The 17,097-nt window shown below is 58.4% G+C and carries 19 protein-coding genes; 6 read left to right on the top strand and 13 right to left on the bottom strand.

All coding sequences use genetic code 11. From position 1 onward, the window contains the following. Window positions 1-272: 272 nt before the first annotated feature. From DWX63_RS11615 to DWX63_RS06190, 5 genes are all read right to left on the bottom strand, one after another. The gene (locus tag DWX63_RS11615; protein WP_255413239.1) at window positions 273-398 is read right to left on the bottom strand and encodes a hypothetical protein; all 126 of its coding nucleotides are present in this window, start codon (window positions 396-398) and stop codon (window positions 273-275) included. 156 nt (window positions 399-554) lie between these two features. Then, window positions 555-1,412: an HAD-IIB family hydrolase gene (locus tag DWX63_RS06205; protein ID WP_117843164.1), complete on the bottom strand. Its 858-nt coding sequence runs from the start codon at window positions 1,410-1,412 to the stop codon at window positions 555-557. Between the two features lie 87 nt (window positions 1,413-1,499). Further along, complete coding sequence (locus tag DWX63_RS11495) at window positions 1,500-1,646, bottom strand: P-II family nitrogen regulator (protein ID WP_233514488.1); 147 nt, start codon at window positions 1,644-1,646, stop codon at window positions 1,500-1,502. Between the two features lie 26 nt (window positions 1,647-1,672). Next, entirely contained in the window at window positions 1,673-2,692 is a 1,020-nt protein-coding gene (locus DWX63_RS06195; RefSeq protein WP_233514487.1) for a putative ABC transporter permease, read from the bottom strand. A 3-nt stretch (window positions 2,693-2,695) separates the two neighbouring features. After that, on the bottom strand, window positions 2,696-3,253 hold the full coding sequence (locus DWX63_RS06190; protein WP_117843140.1) for an HD domain-containing protein: 558 nt from the start codon (window positions 3,251-3,253) through the stop codon (window positions 2,696-2,698). A 228-nt stretch (window positions 3,254-3,481) separates the two neighbouring features. Between DWX63_RS06190 and DWX63_RS06185 the strand changes: the two genes are divergently transcribed. The 6 genes from DWX63_RS06185 to DWX63_RS06160 all read left to right on the top strand — a co-directional run bounded on the left by DWX63_RS06185 (window position 3,482) and on the right by DWX63_RS06160 (window position 10,041). After that, on the top strand, window positions 3,482-5,263 hold the full coding sequence (locus tag DWX63_RS06185) for a 1-deoxy-D-xylulose-5-phosphate synthase (protein ID WP_117843139.1): 1,782 nt from the start codon (window positions 3,482-3,484) through the stop codon (window positions 5,261-5,263). 456 nt (window positions 5,264-5,719) lie between these two features. Continuing rightward, complete coding sequence (locus DWX63_RS06180) at window positions 5,720-6,715, top strand: glutamate ABC transporter substrate-binding protein (protein WP_117843138.1); 996 nt, start codon at window positions 5,720-5,722, stop codon at window positions 6,713-6,715. A gap of 138 nt (window positions 6,716-6,853) precedes the next feature. Next, window positions 6,854-7,513, top strand: coding sequence for an amino acid ABC transporter permease (locus DWX63_RS06175; protein ID WP_117843137.1), 660 nt, complete (start codon window positions 6,854-6,856; stop codon window positions 7,511-7,513). Continuing rightward, a complete protein-coding gene (locus DWX63_RS06170) occupies window positions 7,510-8,343 on the top strand; it encodes an amino acid ABC transporter permease (RefSeq protein ID WP_117843136.1) in 834 nt (277 codons plus the stop codon). The genes DWX63_RS06175 and DWX63_RS06170 overlap by 4 nt, the downstream gene beginning before the upstream one ends. A gap of 36 nt (window positions 8,344-8,379) precedes the next feature. Next, entirely contained in the window at window positions 8,380-9,144 is a 765-nt protein-coding gene (locus tag DWX63_RS06165; RefSeq protein ID WP_117843135.1) for an amino acid ABC transporter ATP-binding protein, read from the top strand. Between the two features lie 87 nt (window positions 9,145-9,231). Then, entirely contained in the window at window positions 9,232-10,041 is an 810-nt protein-coding gene (locus DWX63_RS06160) for a gamma-glutamyl-gamma-aminobutyrate hydrolase family protein (protein WP_117843134.1), read from the top strand. 115 nt (window positions 10,042-10,156) lie between these two features. Here the strand turns inward: DWX63_RS06160 and DWX63_RS06155 are convergent, their stop codons facing one another. The 8 genes from DWX63_RS06155 to DWX63_RS06120 form a co-directional block, all read right to left on the bottom strand. Then, window positions 10,157-10,975, bottom strand: a complete 819-nt coding sequence (locus DWX63_RS06155; protein ID WP_117843133.1) for a hypothetical protein — start codon at window positions 10,973-10,975, stop codon at window positions 10,157-10,159. Beyond that, entirely contained in the window at window positions 10,959-11,651 is a 693-nt protein-coding gene (locus tag DWX63_RS06150) for a hypothetical protein (RefSeq protein ID WP_117843132.1), read from the bottom strand. Before DWX63_RS06150 ends, DWX63_RS06155 begins: the two co-directional genes overlap by 17 nt. Before the next feature lie 129 nt (window positions 11,652-11,780). Beyond that, window positions 11,781-12,569 (bottom strand): ABC transporter ATP-binding protein, encoded by a 789-nt coding sequence (locus tag DWX63_RS06145; protein ID WP_158559624.1) that lies wholly within the window; start codon window positions 12,567-12,569, stop codon window positions 11,781-11,783. A gap of 113 nt (window positions 12,570-12,682) precedes the next feature. Further along, a complete protein-coding gene (locus DWX63_RS06140) occupies window positions 12,683-13,012 on the bottom strand; it encodes a helix-turn-helix transcriptional regulator (protein ID WP_117802874.1) in 330 nt (109 codons plus the stop codon). Window positions 13,013-13,020: 8 nt separating this feature from the next. Then, the gene (locus DWX63_RS06135; protein WP_117758381.1) at window positions 13,021-13,581 is read right to left on the bottom strand and encodes a hypothetical protein; all 561 of its coding nucleotides are present in this window, start codon (window positions 13,579-13,581) and stop codon (window positions 13,021-13,023) included. 230 nt (window positions 13,582-13,811) lie between these two features. Continuing rightward, window positions 13,812-14,168, bottom strand: a complete 357-nt coding sequence (locus tag DWX63_RS06130; RefSeq protein WP_117758380.1) for an Hpt domain-containing protein — start codon at window positions 14,166-14,168, stop codon at window positions 13,812-13,814. 23 nt (window positions 14,169-14,191) lie between these two features. Next, window positions 14,192-16,075 (bottom strand): HD domain-containing phosphohydrolase, encoded by a 1,884-nt coding sequence (locus DWX63_RS06125; RefSeq protein ID WP_117843130.1) that lies wholly within the window; start codon window positions 16,073-16,075, stop codon window positions 14,192-14,194. A gap of 209 nt (window positions 16,076-16,284) precedes the next feature. After that, window positions 16,285-17,082 carry an alpha/beta fold hydrolase gene (locus DWX63_RS06120; RefSeq protein ID WP_117843129.1) on the bottom strand — a complete coding sequence of 266 codons (798 nt, stop codon included), beginning with the start codon at window positions 17,080-17,082 and terminating at the stop codon, window positions 16,285-16,287. Window positions 17,083-17,097: the final 15 nt, after the last annotated feature.

Genomic DNA, 17,097 nt, shown 5'->3' with positions numbered 1-17,097 from the left:
TCCTCCTTGTTACTCAGCCTGTGCGCTATTGCACAGTGCGAGTATTATTGCACACCGTGTGCATCAACACGTAAAGGCAATATTTTGGATGTGGCGAAGGGGCAGTTCCCTTGTCACGTTCAGCGACCGCCTGGGTCGTGTCGATTGTGCCCGGCTTTTGAAGCGACATTGCCGATTGTTCAAAATGTCATTCGTGGGTAGAATGGTGTCGACGGCAGCCCAAGTTCTGGAAAGCTGGGCAGCGCCGTTGCTTGTTTTAGGGGGTCAACGCCTTAACGGCGGCGACCCCTCTTACGTTGCTTCGAACGTTGCTTGAGTGCCTCGGAAAGTCCGATAAGCGTCGTGAGGAGCGAGACCAAAGCGGTCAGGAGCTTCACGAAATCAATCAAATCGGTCATGGGCATCACCTCCCATCAAATGGAGAGCGCTGCCCGGCACATGGAACTGCCGCCAACAGCAACAATTCTATCAAAGCGCAGTTAAATATGCGAATATATGTTCGTGTTTAAAGAAGCTAATCCTCACTGTGACAAAGGGACAGTCCCTTTGTCACATTATTCGATGACGGTGCGGGAGTTTTGTTTGCGCATGGTGGCGAGCATGTGTTTGGGAACGGCGTGGACCATGCAGCTGCCGATGGTCGCGCTCGCGGCGGCTTTAGCTGCATCGCTAGCGTTTTTGGTCGCGTAGCTGTGGCGGAAACGCTTGAGCATGGCGATGTCGTTTCCGCCGTCGCCATAAACCGCAGCCTCGTCCTCGGCAATGCCGTAGTAGCCCGCCAGCCAGGCCACACTCTCGCCCTTGTTGCATGCCACATCCGTGATCTCGAACATCACCGGGTCAAACGGCGCGTTGACCACGCGGTCCGATCGCTCGGCAAGATACGCCTTAAGGTCGCGCTCCAACTCGGGCGAGATCACGCGGCAGTTGATCTTGCATACATCGTGACGCAAGATATCGCCGATCGACTGGTCGAAATACTGTTCCTCGTGGTACCCGCCACGCGCACGCATACCGCGCATCACGATGCGCTTGATGGGGCTGTCCTTTTTAAAGCCCGCCTGATGCATCTCGAACGATCCACTCGAAAACATGCCATCGGGCGTGGAGCAATCAAAGCAAATGTCCGGGAACGCCTTGAGCAGCTCCTCGGTAATCTGCGGATCGATAGTCCAGGTCTTGAGCACCTCTCCATGGCTGTCGCGCACGATGGAGCCGTTAGAGCAGCAGGCGTCAAGTGTCAGGCCCGTAAAGCCATGCTCGCCGATCGGCAGGGTCGAGCGTCCAGTCGCGGGAACCACATGTAGGTCAGCCTCGGTCAGCTCGCGAATGGCGCGTCGGATGGTCCCGTCTGCCTCGTGCAGGGCGTTAAGCAGCGTTCCGTCTAAATCACTCGCGAACATCTTGATCATGTGCATGCCTCTCCTTCGTCTGCACGATATTGTAGACGAGAACGGGCGTGCCCCAAGAGAGGCACGCCCGTCAGGCGAAAGATTGTCCTACACCGCGGCGGAGCCGTGCTCGCCGGTGCGGATGCGGATGACTTCTTCGACCGGCTCGACCCAGATCGTGCCATCTCCAACGGTGCCGCAATCTTGGAAACGGCGCGGCAACGGGCGCGAAACGAACGGGAAATACGCAAGCAAGGGAGCCGTGAGCGCGCCCGTCCCAGCTAGCGCCGGAACAGCTCGCGGGCTCGGTCGCGGAGGTCGGTAGCTCGAATGACACCTTCATAGCGATTGATGCGCAGACGCGGAAAGGCATTGAAGAAGCGTAGGTCGCGGCGGCTGAGTGACACACTCGGCACCGGACGGCTCATGCGCTTGCCGGCAAGGCGACGACTGAGCGACGGACGCGGCATACTCGGCGCGGCATCGGCCACGCGGCGGGCAGCGAGTGCCAGGCCGCGAGCGCCATCCGCGATAAACGTCGGCATCGAAGCCTTCTCGCGCAGGGCATCGAGCGCGGCGTCACCCAGCTCGGCCAGCCACGCGTTAACGGCACGGCTGCGGATGTGCGTCTGTGTCACCGAGTCAATCGTCGATTCGGGAATGCGCTCGAGCATTGAGTCCGAGGCATCGGCAAGCGACTCGTTGATGCGGTCGGCAAGGTCGGCGCGCACGCGCTCCAGCTGATCGGACAGACGCCGCCAGCTCGCCAACGAGCACACCGCGTCAACCATCATCGAGACCGCGACGATAAAGGCGGACAGCCGCACAATCAGCACCGGCAGATGGCCAAGCAGCCCCAACACCGCCGGCTCCACTAAACGACAAATACACAGCGCACCCAGGCCAAACGCGCAGGCCCAGTACAGACAGATGCGTCCGTGCAGGTTAAACGGCAGGTGCGAGTAATCCCAAAAGCGCGCGCCTGTTGTTTTTTCCAACAACACGCCTACGCTGTACTCAATCAAGCTGCATACGAGCGCCGCGGCAACAAACTGGCTCGAGGCATCCGGAATCCCGCGCAGCAAAAGCCAGCAGGCTATGCCGCCCACACCATAGATAGGGCAGCACGGCCCCAGCAAAAAACCGCTGTTGGCAAAGCGTCCGTGGTTGAGCATGGCGCAGACTGTCGACTCCCACACCCAGCCGCAAAAACCGTAGAAGGCAAACGAGAGCACCAGCGCCGAGAGCGGACAGGCGGCAAGCGTCGCGCCGTCAAATGCCATGTCGATCGCGGTTTCCACCGTCTACCCTCTCCTCTTTTCGCTCGAATCTTTGCTCGAGCCGTCACTCGAGCCCTCGTTCAAATCGTTCGCGCCGCCTTTGCGCGGCAGACGGCCGGCGACCGTCTCGCACAGAGCGCACCATTTATCGGCCAGGCACACAATCCATGCCTCGCGACACGTCGGTGGAACCGGTACCAGCGGAAACATATGGCGCACGATGATATTCCGCTCGCGCGGCGTCAGCTCAAAATCTTCCTCGGCACGCGCCAGAGCAAAAAATGGATGCCGAAATCCGTGCAGTCGATGGCTCGGATCGGGGTCGTGCCAATCATATAGAAAATAATCGTGCAGCAGGGCCCCGCGCAACAGCGAGGCACGGTCGACCGAAATGCCAGCACGGCCCAAGCACTCGGCAAAGGACAGGCTCGCCCGTGCCACCGAAATCACATGCGCATACACCGTCACGTCGCCATGCTGGATAAACTCGTGCGTCAGGTCCAAGCGGCCCGCCTGGGCCAGCTGACGGGCGGCATCGTCGACCTCGTGCGCGATTTTCTCGGCACGAACGGCATCAGACATGCTGCCTCCTTCCAGCGGCTCACGGCGGCATGCCACGGCCTGCACGCATTGAATAAAATCATCATCGAATCTACCAGTATGGCATCAGACAAAACGTTTTGCCCCGCCAGTTGGCGAATTACCGCGCCGCCGTCACATATCAAACGCCAAAATGTGCGAGACTGTTTTGTGCAATTGTGCCGGCCGAGGGAGCGCCGGCGCTCGATTCGCATGGAGTAACCAACAACGATGCTGCTTACGCAAACGACAACGCCCGAGGACGTCAAGGCTCTCGACCGCGCCGAGCTTCCGCTGCTCTGCGGCGAGATCCGTCAGGCAATCCTCGAAAGCTCCGCCGCCGTCGGCGGGCACGTTGCCCCCAACCTGGGCGTCGTTGAGCTTACGGTTGCGCTTCATCGCGTGTTTAACTCCCCCATCGACAAGATTGTCTTTGACGTTTCGCACCAGACCTATGCCCACAAGGCGCTGACTGGGCGCGCGTACACTTATATCGATCCGGAGCGTTATGGTGAGGCTTCTGGCTTTGCCAATCCCAACGAGTCCGAGCACGACTTGTTTGCCATGGGCCATACCTCCACGTCGGTGAGCCTGGGCTGCGGCCTGGCACACGCTCGTGACCTGGCGGGCGATACGTACAACGTCATTACCATCATTGGCGACGGCTCGCTTTCGGGCGGCTTGGCGTTTGAGGGCCTCGACAATGCCGCCGAACTCGACAGCAACTTGATCATCATCGTCAACGATAACGACCAGTCCATCGCCGAAAACCACGGTGGCCTGTATCGCAATCTGGCCGAGCTGCGCGCCAGCAACGGCACCTGTGAGCGCAACGTTTTCCGCGCGATGGGGCTCGACTACCGCTATCTGGACACCGGCAACGATGTGTTGGCCCTAGTCGACACGCTGCAGGAGCTGCGCGATATCGATCATCCCATCGTGCTGCACGTCTCCACCGCAAAGGGCAAGGGCTTTGAGCCAGCCCAGAGCGACCCCGAGCGCTGGCATCATGTGGGTCCGTTTGACATGGCGACTGGGCGCAAGCTCTGCCCGGGCCATCCGAGCGAGCCTGCGCCGCGCACCTATGCCGACATTACGGGCGAGGCGCTCAGCGCCGCCATCGAGCGCGATCCGCAGGTTGTGGGCATCACGGCTGCCACGCCCTACATCATGGGCTTTACACCCGAGCTTCGCGCCGCGGCAGGCAAGCAGTTTGTCGACGTGGGCATTGCCGAGGAACATGCCGTGACCTTTGCCACCGCGCTTGCGCGCTCGGGCGCCAAGCCAGTCTTTGGTGTGTACGGCACGTTTTTGCAGCGCGCCTACGACGAGCTGTGGCACGACCTGTGCCTCAACGACGCCCCCGCAACCATCCTGGTGTTCGGTGCGTCAATCTTTGGCACCACGTCCGAGACGCACCTTTCGTTCTTCGATATTTCCATGCTGGGCGCTCTTCCCAACATGCGCTACCTAGCGCCGGCCTGCATGGAGGAATACCTGTCCATGCTGAGCTGGTCGCTCGACCACCGCGAGCATCCCGTGGCGATTCGCGTGCCGGGCATTGGCTTGGTAAGCCGCCCCGACTTGGCGCCTGCCGAGGACGACGATTACGGCGTCGCGCGCTACAACGTGGTACGCCAGGGACGCGACGTGGCCGTGCTCGCGCTTGGCGATTTCTTTGAGCTGGGCGAGCGCGTGACAAACCGCTTGGCCGCCGAGTACGGTATCGAGGCCACACTCGTCAACCCGCGCTTTGCAACCGAGCTCGACCGCGAGTTCCTCGACAGCCTTGCCGCTGAGCATCGCGTTGTCGTCACCCTCGAGGACGGCATCTTGGACGGCGGTTGGGGCGAACGCGTCGCGTGCTACTTGGCCTGCACGCCCGTGCGCACGCGCACCTTCGGCATCGCCAAGGGCTTCCCCGACCGCTACGACCCCAACGAGCTGCTCGCTCAGAACGGCATGACGGTCGAGAACATGGCCGCCGAAGCCGTAAGGCTACTCAACGAGTAAAAAACCTCCGCAAGGGAAGCACCCCTGCGGAGGTTTATATTTTCGCGACGCGATTATCTCAATCTGTAACATCTATGGCCCGAATTCCCGTCTAACTGTTACAGATCTAGACAAACCGTCTTTGCCCCTGACCTTTGTCTCAATCTGTAACAGATAGAGACCTTTTGGCCGTCTAACTGTTACAGATCGAGACATTCAAATCCCCCTGAAGAGAAAATCTCGATCTGTAACAGGTAGAACCCATTTCCTCGTCTAACTGTTACAGATTGAGACAAAGCAGCGAGACAGGCCACCACATCTGCAAGAACCACCACAAAGGTGCCTGTCCCTTTATGGTAGGTAGAATAACCCATAAGGTAAGTATGTTTCTGAGTTATTTCGTGTTGACCCGTCTGAGCGGGATAGGGTATAACTCTACTCAACCGCTAGGGATTTTATTGAGAAAGGTGTTCTACCATGAGCAAGAACCTCTCCCAGCAGGTCGTTCTCGACCGCCGTGGCTTCGTCGCCGCCACCTTCGCAACCGTCGCCGGCCTTGGTCTTGCCGGCTGCTCCGACACCAGCGCCGAGGCTGACAAGGGTTCCGCCGCCGGTTCCTCCAAGAGCTCCGAGGATACCGAGGTTTCCGCCACGCTCGACGCCAAGGCATTCGACAAGCTCGTCAACGACGGCCCCAAGGCCGATGACGACGCCATCGCCGCCAGCACCTGGGCTACGGCCGTCAAGGATGCCGGCGTCTTTACGATCGGTGGCGTCCAGACCTCCACGCTCTTCTCCCTCCTCAACGAGAAGGACGGTCAGACCCGCGGCTTCGACGCCGGTATCGCACAGCTCCTGTCCAACTACATTCTGGGCGAGAACAAGGTCGAGATCACCCAGGTGACCTCGGACACGCGCGAGTCCGTCCTGCAGAACGGCCAGGTCGACGCCGTCTTTGCCACCTACACCATCACTGACGATCGCAAGAAGCTCGTCTCCTTTGCCGGTCCCTACTACTACACCCAGCAGGCCATCCTGGTGCTCGCCGACAACGACGACATCAAGAGCGTCGACGACCTGGCCGACAAGAACGTCGCCGTCCAGTCCGGCTCCAACGGCCCTGCCATCCTGGAGGAGCTCGCTCCCAAGGCCAGCCAGCAGGAGTTCAAGACCGACGAGGAGGCCCGCCAGGCACTCCAGCAGGGTCGCGTTGACGCCTACGTCATCGACAACAACATGCAGCAGAGCGCCCTAGTCCGCGAGCCCGGTAAGTATAAGATCGCCGGCAAGCCCTTCGGCAGCAAGGAGCCCTATGGCATCGGCCTGCCGCTCGATTCCGACGGCGTCGCCTTCGTTAACGACTTCCTTAAGAAGATTGAGGACGACGGCACCTGGACCGAGCTGTGGCAGATCTGCATCGGTGACCGCACGGGTGACACCAATGTTCCCGAGCTGCCCGAGATCGGCGCCTAGGCAACGCGCCTAGTAACGGCCGCTACGAAACCATATGGAAACGCATGATGCGCTTTATTGCGGTAAACTGTTTCTTCACTGAGTTGTCGGGGCTTCCGTACACACGGGAGCCCCTTTCCTTATCGGCGGGAGGTCCGCATGAGTCTCTCCGAGCTCTGGTCGCTCTATGGCCAGAACTACATTGACGCGCTGCTAGCAACCTGGGGCATGACGCTTGAGTCGTTTGCCATCGCCGTGGTGCTGGCCGTCGCCGTCACCGTGATGCGCGTGTCGCCGCTCAAGCCGCTGCGCGTCTTTGGCGACCTGTATGTCCAGGTCTTCCGTAACATCCCCGGCATTGCGTTGCTCATCATCGTCGTCTACGCATTGCCGCCGCTCAAGGTCGTCCTGCCCTACCGCACCTGCGTTATCGTCGCCACGGTGTTGCTGGGCTCGGCCTTTGGCTCCGAGAACTTTATGAGCGGCATCAACACCGTCGGCGTCGGCCAGGTGGAAGCCGCCCGCTCGCTGGGCATGAGCTTCAATCGCATCCTTGCCAAGATCGTGATCCCGCAGGCACTGCGCTCGAGCGTGCTGCCCATGACCAACCTTTTTATCGCCGTCATGCTCACCACCGCGCTCGGCAGTCAGGTGCCGCTTAAACCGCAGGAGCTCACCGGCGTGGTGAGCTATATCAACACGCGCTCGCTCGGCGGCGTCGCCGCGTTCTTTATCTCGGCGCTCGGCTACCTGGGCACGGCGTTTGTGGTGAGCCACATTGGCAACTACATCGATAAGAAGGTGAGGATCCTCCGATGAGCAAGCACTCCTCTCCCGCGCTCACCATGCGCGATGCGCTCTACGAGGCTCCCGGCCCCAAGATGCGCGCCAAGATTCGCATCGGCACCGCCATCTCGCTGGTTGCCGTCGTCGCACTCGTTGCCCTCGTGCTGCAGCGCTTTTATGTGACCGGTCAGCTTTCGGTCCACTATTGGTATTTCTTTACGCACCTCACCACCTGGAAGTTTCTGCTTGCCGGCTTTGAGGGCACCGTTAAAGTCGCACTCACCGCCGGCGCCATCGCGCTGGTGCTCGGCCTTGCCCTTATGCTCGGTCGCACCAGCGACATTAAGCCGCTGCAGCTGGTCTGCCGCGTACTCACCGATTTCTTCCGCGGCGTGCCGAGCCTGCTGTTCATCTACTTCTTCTTTTTGGTGCTGCCCCAGTACAAGATCGCGCTGCCGTCGTTTTGGATGCTCACGCTTCCCGTCGCGCTCGCCGCAGCCGGTGTACTGGCCGAGATCTTCCGTGCCGGCGTCAACGCCGTGCCGCGCGGCCAGGTCGAGGCTGCCCAGGCGCTCGGCCTCTCCAAAGCTAAAATCACCTTTAAAATCGTATTGCCGCAGGCTATTCGGTTTATCATTCCGTCGTTGATTTCGCAGCTCGTGGTCGTCGTCAAAGACACCACCGTCGCCTATGTGGTGAGCTACCCCGACCTCATGCAAAATGCCCGCGTGCTCATTACCAACTACGACGCGCTCGTGTCGGTCTATCTGGTGATCGCGGTCATCTATATCCTCATCAACGTCGCGATCAACAAGGCCGCTGTCTACGTCTCGCACAAGACCGGCGCGGCCATCATCCGCTAACGCTTTACCATTTCGAGTCATAAGGAGCCGAGCACCATGGCACAGAGCACCTCTTCCACCGGCAATCAGCCGTTGATCGAGCTCAAGCACGTCGATAAGCACTACGGCGATCTGCACGTCCTCAACGACATCAATCTCTCGGTCGACCGCGGCGAGGTCGTCGTTGTAATCGGCCCCTCGGGCTCGGGCAAGTCGACCATGTGCCGAGCCATCAATCGTCTGGAAACCATCGACTCGGGCGAGATCCTCATCGAAGGCGAGCCCCTGCCGCAGGAAGGCAAGGACCTTGCCCGCATGCGTGCCGAGCTGGGCATGGTGTTTCAGCAGTTCAACCTGTTCGCACATATGACCGTACTGCAGAACGTCATGCTGGGGCCGGTCGATGTGCTGGGCGTGTCCAAGGAGGAGGCTCGTGAGCGTGCCATGGATCTGTTGAGCCGCGTGGGCGTTGCCGAACAGGCCGATAAGGTGCCCGCACAGCTCTCGGGCGGCCAGCAGCAGCGCGTGGCCATCGCCCGTTCTCTTGCCATGCAGCCCAAGGCCATGCTCTTCGATGAGCCCACGAGTGCCCTTGACCCCGAGATGATCAACGAGGTGCTCGAGGTCATGGTGCGCTTGGCGCAGCAGGGCATGACGATGATCGTCATTACGCACGAGATGAACTTCGCCCGCCGCGTGGCCGACCGCGTCGTGTTTATGGCCGACGGCCAAATCGTGGAAACCGGCACGCCCGACGAGTTCTTCGACCATCCCCAGACCAAGCGCGCCCAGGACTTCCTCAACTCCATCAAGGGCCACTAGCCCCATTGCCACGCGGGCAAATTCATCTGGAGCACCTGTCCCGCGCCGCCCCTGTGCCATGTCCACCCGGATTCGAAAGCCACACCCATGATCGGAACACACACCTCATCGTCCTACACTCCGCACGTCGACGTCGATCCCGCCGACCGCCCGCTCATCCTGGTCGCACCACGCTGGGAAGAGGCAAAGCCGTTTTTAAGCGAGACGCTCTCCCCCAACGAGGAAATCGCAAGCGTCTTTGTCGATGCCATCCTTGCCGCCGGTGGCCTGCCGCTGCAGATGTCTATTACCGAAGACATCGATGTTATCCGTCATTACGTGGAAATCGCCGACGGCATCGCCATTCCCGGCGGCCCGGACGTCAACCCCAAACGCTGGGGCGACGAGCGTCCGTACGACCCCACGCTGTGCTGCGAGATTCGCGACCGTTTTGAGTTTAAGCTGGTTAGCGAGGTGCTTCGCGCCAAGAAGCCGCTCTTTACCACCTGCCGCGGCACGCAGCTGCTCAATGTCGCCACCGGCGGCACCCTGTGCATGGACGTGCCGAGCCTGGGCGCGCGCGAGGGCCGCACGCAGTGGCGCCATACCCACGTGCTCAACGACCCTGTGCATCCCGTCGAGGTCGTGCCGGGCTCGCTGCTGGAGCGCGCGGTTGGCGGGCACAGGCTCATCCAGACCAACTCGGCACATCACTGCTGCGTCGACCGCCTGGGCAAGAGCACGCGCCTGGTCGCCAAGGCAACCGATGGCGTACCCGAGTGCATCGAGGTCGAGGGCCAGCCGTTCTGCCTGGGCGTGCAATGGCACCCCGAGTACACCTGGCAAACGCTCGAGACCGACTTTAACCTGTGGAAGTCGTTTGTCGAGGCAGCAGCTAAGGTAAAGCAGGCCCGCTAGCTCGCGAACCACTCAGGTTAAAGCCTCCTAAGCCAGGGGGGGGGGCGGACACCAGCTACGGTGCCCGCCCCCCCCTGTATTTGATATGCTCGGTATGATTATCCCTCACAAACAATCAAAGAAATCTCGACCGCAATCGGTCGACGGTAAAGCAGATGGCAAAAACGCTTGCTACGTTTATTAGGCAGTCAATCAAAATCGAAACGCATTGACCGTCCCCCAACGGGGTCACGCCGCAAATCCACATGAGCATCGAGGACGGAAACGGAAGCATGGAATTGGCTCCGACCTGTATGTAGATCGTTACGACGTTGACAAGCAACAGCATGCCAATAGGACCGAAGCCGGATCCAAAATAGGAAACAACGATCACGCAAGAGACCACGTATGCAAGGCAGACCGCACTCGCCAGAAGAAGTCGATCGCAAAACATATTCAGGTTGAAATACTGTTGAGCATCCAAAACGATTGCGCAGTTAAGACAGTACAAAACGACACTTGACAGGATAAACGCGCCCAATAGGGCGAAAGAAGACAGCATCGCTCGCGCAACGGTAACGCACGCCCGCTTCCCTCCCCGAGCCTCCGACAGCCCCCACGGTTCCTCGACAAAGCCCGAACTGACAAAGCGCGGCACAATACAAGCCGCGATGAACGGAAAGAACAATGCATGAGCCAACGGGGCTACGTTGAACAGCAGACCGCGAAAAACCTCTGCATTACCAAATAGAAGGACATCCTCCGCCGATAGCCGAAGCGTCGGGTCTGGGAAGAAGCCCAAGAAACTGTTCTCACGGAGGCTGCAGAACCACATCGGGAAAGAATTAAGCTGCAATACCACCATGCACGCATAAATTACCGGGATTAAGGCGTACGTCCATTTACTCACGTGCTTCAATTCTGAATGGAGGAATCTTTTAATCTGACGAGCCATTGAGCACACCCCCAGCACGAAAGCTCACGAGAGCGTAAATCAATACCGATAAACAGCTGGCTGCCACGCCATAGCCCAGAAGCGCCAGTTGCCCCATATCGCTATACCCAAGGGCGCATCCGACTCCAAGGTACGGCCCAGGAAGGAAGAAGATCCATCGCAAGGATGGTATAGGTGCCTGAAGGAAGGCTCCGTAGAGCGTCAAGCTCATGACAAATCCGATTATTATTGCAGCCCCGCTCAATACAGCGCTGCCTGTAATCCGATAGATGGTCACCGTCTCCAGCGCAACCGATATCACCAATACGGTGTTGACTATCATTGCAGGCAAAAATGCAGCCAGCATGTCATGCGCGTAGCTATGCCCTCCACGTATTATGGCTATTGCAAACAGAAGAAAGCAAAGCGCACTATATGCTGCGCCAATTATTAAAGCAGACGAAAGCGCATGAGCTAGAACCCCATAAAAGCGGGTAAGACCTCTTGCTGAAGAAATTCGGTATCCCTCTTCATAGCCGTGCTCCTGTAAAATCGCCAGGCAAACGATGAGTGGAACGAACAGAGAGGTGCCGGCAAAAGCACTGCGCACAAGGGACTCATCGGGTGCAGAAGGATCGATTACATTCCAGAAGAAACCAATATCCTCCCCAAAAACGCTATTGCCAAAGGCGAGCAACGTTGTTCCGTTTTTTTAGAAAGACACCGAAGAGAAGGCCGAACGCCAGCATAAGCGCAAGACCAAGCTTCGCCGGAAACATCCTGTACAAACGCATCATATCTGCCTTTATGGGATGGATCGCCCGCTTCATAGCGAGACCGCCTTCATCAAGCGCCTGTAATACTCTTTTAAGGACGACGCCTCATCCCTTATGATGTCCATCGATTCCTTTTTCAGCAGTTCGCCGTCATGAAGAAACAGGCAGCATGTTGCAACCGATGCCAGCTCATCCAAGTCGTGGCTAGAAATAAGCATGGTTTTGCCCTGTTCTTGATTCAATCGACCGATAAGGGCCCATATACTCTCGATGCCCAACGGATCCAATCCATTTGCCGGCTCATCGAAAATTAGTACGTCGGTATCGCCCAACAAAGCCGTAGCTATATCCAGCCGCCGTTTCATTCCCAGAGAAAAACTGCCCACGTTCTTTTTCTCATCGACGTCCAGCCCGACAAGGCTCAAAACGCGAGGAACCTCACGTTTCTCATCGAGCCCCCATTCCGCACATCGGATCCGAAGATTCTCAGCCGCACTGAGGGATTGGTATGCTCCGCTGGAATCTGGCACATAGCCGACACGCGTCCGCATCAGACTCAGCTCTTTTTTCGACTTGCCTCCAAAGAGCTCCACACTCCCCGACGATGGCCCACAGAGGCCCAGCACTATTTTAATAAGCGTGCTTTTACCCGCCCCGTTTGCACCAACAAGGGCGCAAAGCTCAGACTGACCCACCTCGAAGGAAACGTCATGCAAAACGTGCCGTTTCCCGTAGCGTTTTGAAACTTTTGATAGCTTTATCGCTGATGCGTTCATTGTCCTCCTGTTCCGCTTGATAGCAAAACAGCTCATATCGTTCCTTCCTTTATCGTTTTCCATAGTTGTTATTGTTTTTCGATAACACATATTTGTCAAGATAATCTAAAAGAAAGAACCCGTGTTAGACACGGGTTCCTTCACGCTGATATTTCGTTTTAGTTGTTCGCCTTAAGCTACTCGTCACTCAAATCGACAGCAAAGACTGATGTCGGAAGCGACGCCTCGTTGCCTCCGCCATCCCGCATCTGTCTCACAACATTTTTTGCGCGCTCGACAATAAGCTCCTCAAGCTCTTTCTCGCTCACGCGCTGAATAATATCTCCCGGTTGACAATCAAGCTCATCACAGATTTCGAGAAGCGTCTTAAGGCGAATAGCTTTTACTTTTCCGTTTCTTAGCTTTGAAATATTCGCCGGAGTATGCCCCGTCGCCCGAATCAGATCAGCGCTGGTCTTTCCGGTCTTAAGCAGCTGCGTCTCAAGCTCGATGATGAGATAGCTCATGTTTCCTCCTACACAAGCTCGTCAGACTGCTCTTGGAGCAGCGAGGCATAACTCCAGATCGCCGAGATAAACAGACAGACAACTGCGCCGATAAACGACCCCGCATCAAAGGTAGCGCCTTGGCAAATCTCAATAACGAAGGAATGAGGCACGATGTAAAGCTCCAGTCCGCCAATGGTGAGATTGACCGATCCATAGGCACCAACAAGCGAAACCGCGGCGTTAACAGCAAAGGCAAGCGCGAGAACACGGATAAGCCGCACATGCGTCTTGGTAAAGGGCGAGACGCCCCGAGAGATGTTATGGCTGATTCCGCACAAAACGACAAGCGAAACACCCACGACGAGTGCCAGGCACAGCCCGCTTGGGATAACGATGCTCCCGCCATCGAGAAGCGTCACGACACCGAAAGAATCGACAGAAACAACGTTTGCAACCGCATACCAGATCACGTAAACAACCAACGCGGCAAAAGCGACGAGCATTCCCGCAAAAACGACCGCCATGCAAAAGCCAAGCTTCCTTACAGTCTCGCCCGCCTTGGCCATACGCTGAACGCTGTTGGACATACACTCACCCTCATCGAATCTATCGTTATCCGAATAGTTTATCGAACAACGATATGGATTGCATGCGGAAAGCCCCGCCAGTGCGCATAGGCCATTCACCAATCAGAAGGGGTGAGAGTGGATTTTTGGACACGTATCGAACGAGAGTGGATAATCTCCCACTTTGAGGTCGCCACCGGGCCTAAAACGGGAGATTATCCACTCTCATAGCCATCAAAGCTCGCGAGCTCTTACTCGGCCACCTCGCGCAGGGCCGACATCGTAGCCGCATATTGCTGCTGCAACGCATGCATTCCCGCGCGAGCGCCGTCAACGGCATCGGCGCCGCGCAGCGCCTCGGTCACCACGACCGCCGGCTCGTACAGATTATCGAATCCCAGGTTCTGGCTCACGCCCTTGAGCGTGTGAGCTGCCATAAACGCTTCCTTGGCGTCTCCTGCCGCCATGGCGGCCTCCAGCTTGTCCATGCTCTCGTCATCCAAAAACTTGAGGGCAAAGCGGGCAAGCATCTCCTCGCCCATCAGCCGAGTGCAAGCGTCATCATAATTGGCGCCGATCTTCTCATACGCTTCACGCATGGAAATCATGGATTCAAACTCCTTTGGTCAAACTAAATCGTAGGAAGCGCAACGACCTCGGCAGGGCGCGCCAATGTTTCGGCAATACGGTCTTGCACCTCGAGCAGACAGTCGAGCAGCAGCGGGTTAAAGGTGCCGCACTTACCGTCCAGGATCATCTGGATCGCCTCCTCGTGCGGGATGGCATCCTTGTACACGCGCACGCTCGTCAGCGCATCGTATACGTCGGCCACCGAAACCACCTGTGCGGCGATGGGGATATCGTCGCCCTTAAGGCCATCGGGATAACCCTTGCCGTCCCAGCGCTCGTGGTGCCAACGCGCAATCTGGTACGCATATTCCATAAGCGCATTGCCGGCGTGATGGCGGCCCAGCTCATGCAGCATGTCGGCGCCGATCGTGGTATGCGTCTTCATAATCTCGAACTCCTCGGACGTGAGGCGCCCGGGCTTGTTGAGAAGCGCATCGTCAATCGACATCTTGCCGATATCGTGCAGTGCCGAAGCCAGGGCAATCGTAGAGCGCTCCTCGTTGTCGAGGGAGATGCTGTCGCTACGGTGGACCAGGCAGCCAAGCAGCAGCTCGGTCAGCTTCTCGATGTTCGTAACGTGCCTGCCGCTCTCGCCATTGCGGAGCTCCATGACGCCGGCCATGATGTCGATGAGCATGCGGCTGTTCTTGACGCGCTCGTTGTACTGCTGGGACAGCAGGCTCGTCAGGCGGCGCTGTTTGGCGTACAGGCGGATGGTGTTGCTTACACGGCGGCGCACGACACGGGAGTCAAACGGGCGGTTGACATAGTCCGAGGCACCCAGCTCATACGCGCGCAGCACCACATCGTCGGAATCTTCGCTCGAGATCATGATGACAGGCAGATTGTCAATAATCGACCGGCGCGACAGATCGCCCAACACCTCAAAGCCGTTCATGCCCGGCATGACAATGTCCAGCAGCACGAGCGACAGCTCATCACCATAGCGGTCGACCATGTCGAGCGCTGCACGACCGCTATCGGCCTCGAGGATGCAATACTCGTCCTTGAGCATCTCGCTGAGAATAGCTCGGTTCATCTCGGAGTCATCGACGATAAGCACCGAAGGCTTTTCGCTTTGGAAGGTATCGACGGAATCGGTATCGGTCACGACCGTACCGGCTTTTGCCTTAGCGCGGCTCAGTAATTGGACAGCGCGGCCAACGCCCTCATCGACCGTCTCGCCATTAATGCGAACGCCACCAACACATGCTGTCAAGCTAACACGCTCATGGCCCGGAATAATCGCGGAATGAACGGCATCGGATACGTGACGCAGACGACGGGCGAAGTCATCGGAGGGGATATTGGGCATGACGGCCACAAACTTATCGCAACCATAGCGGACAAGCTCATCAGTCGAACGAATACTGCCTCGTATGGCCGTCGCCACCGCACCGAGTGCAAGGTCGCCGGCATGACGGCCACAGGTATCGTTGAAGACCCTAAAATCATCAAGGTCGATCATGGCCACACCGGCCTGCATGCGGGCGCTGCGAAGCTTTTCCTCGTAATATCGGCGATTGCGCACGCTCGTCAGCACGTCGGTGTAGACAAGGTCCTCTTCTGCGGTCTCCTGTTCATCAATCGGACGCACCATCAGCAGGACGTGAGGCTCGCCCTCGACCTTCAGAGGGCGCAGGCGAGCGCGGTACTCAACGCCATCGTTGAGCAGCCGTTCCGACACCTCTTCGGAACCTGCCGCCAAGGCTTCAAGACTTGACTGGCGCAGACAGGGACACCGCTCGCCGGCGAGCAGGCAGTTAGGATCGCCCTTAATCTGATCGACAGACAGCAAACGTACCACGGGGTAGGTTTTCGCGACACGGGCGACCTCGGCGGCAGCCTCCTCGTCGGTTAGATTGGCCTCGTGATTATTGAGCATAGGGGGCCCTTTCAGTAGTTTTGCTTGGTAGCAGTGGGTGCCAAATGTTACAAGGGTAGCACCTTGTCGATGCAGGTACACACGTGAATACCGTTTCTTTTTCATGAGTTGGCAGACGGTAGGGTTGAAGCCGCAGACGTTGGGTTTTGAGCACCTTTGTTAACACAGCCGAAACGTCTACGAAAGAAGCCCGTTTGATGATTCGGCCGCTAGAGCCCCAAGATGCCGCGGGCAGCCTGCGCGGTCGCTGTCGGGCGATCGCGCAGCCCGTTGTGCGCGCCGGGAACCGTTACGAGCGGACAGTCCAAGAGCTCAGCTGCTGTCCTCGTGCCCGCCTCGCGGGGCGTGCCAATCGAGAGCTCGCCCAGGAATACGGCGGCCACCGTTTTCGATGCGCGGGCGCGATTCCAATCGGGAACGTAGGTCATAGTGGTCTCGTATTCGTTTGCCATGAAACTGCGGCCGTTGCGCAGGGCATGCTTGGCTTCTGCCTCGGTTAACTTGGGAGCCTCAGGGTCCGAATCGCCGATGGCGCCCAGGAAGGCCCGTAATGCCCTCGAGACCTTTCCCGCGGCGATCATCTCGAGCAAAACCGGGGCCGCGCCCAGGCCGGCACCCTCGTTTGTCACGGCGGGTTCATGCAGAATCGCACGCGAGATTATGGCAGGGTTTGCACGGAGGAGCTCCAGCGTCACCAGCGTACCGGCACTGTGCGCGAGCACGTTTGCCGGAGCGCCAATATGCTCGATAACGGCCTGCAGGTCGGCAGCCTGGGCGGCGAGGTCGTAGCGTCCGTCTGCAGCGTCGCCGCTCTCGCCGCAACCACGGCGGTCGTAGGCAATGACGCGGTAGTCACAGGCGAGCTCGCGGGCGATGGCGTCAAAGAAGACGCCGTCGACGCAGGCGCCGTGCACGCACACCAAGGCGGGCGTATCGGACGATACAACCGGGCCGGCATACTCGCGACAGGCGATCGTGGTGCCCGCATTCTCAACCGTATAATCCATACTGTGTTCCCATCG

Source organism: Collinsella sp. AF20-14LB (genome assembly GCF_003459505.1).
GTDB lineage: Bacteria > Actinomycetota > Coriobacteriia > Coriobacteriales > Coriobacteriaceae > Collinsella.
Note: the sequence above shows the minus strand (reverse complement) of the source record. Positions and strands in the feature narration are given on the sequence as shown.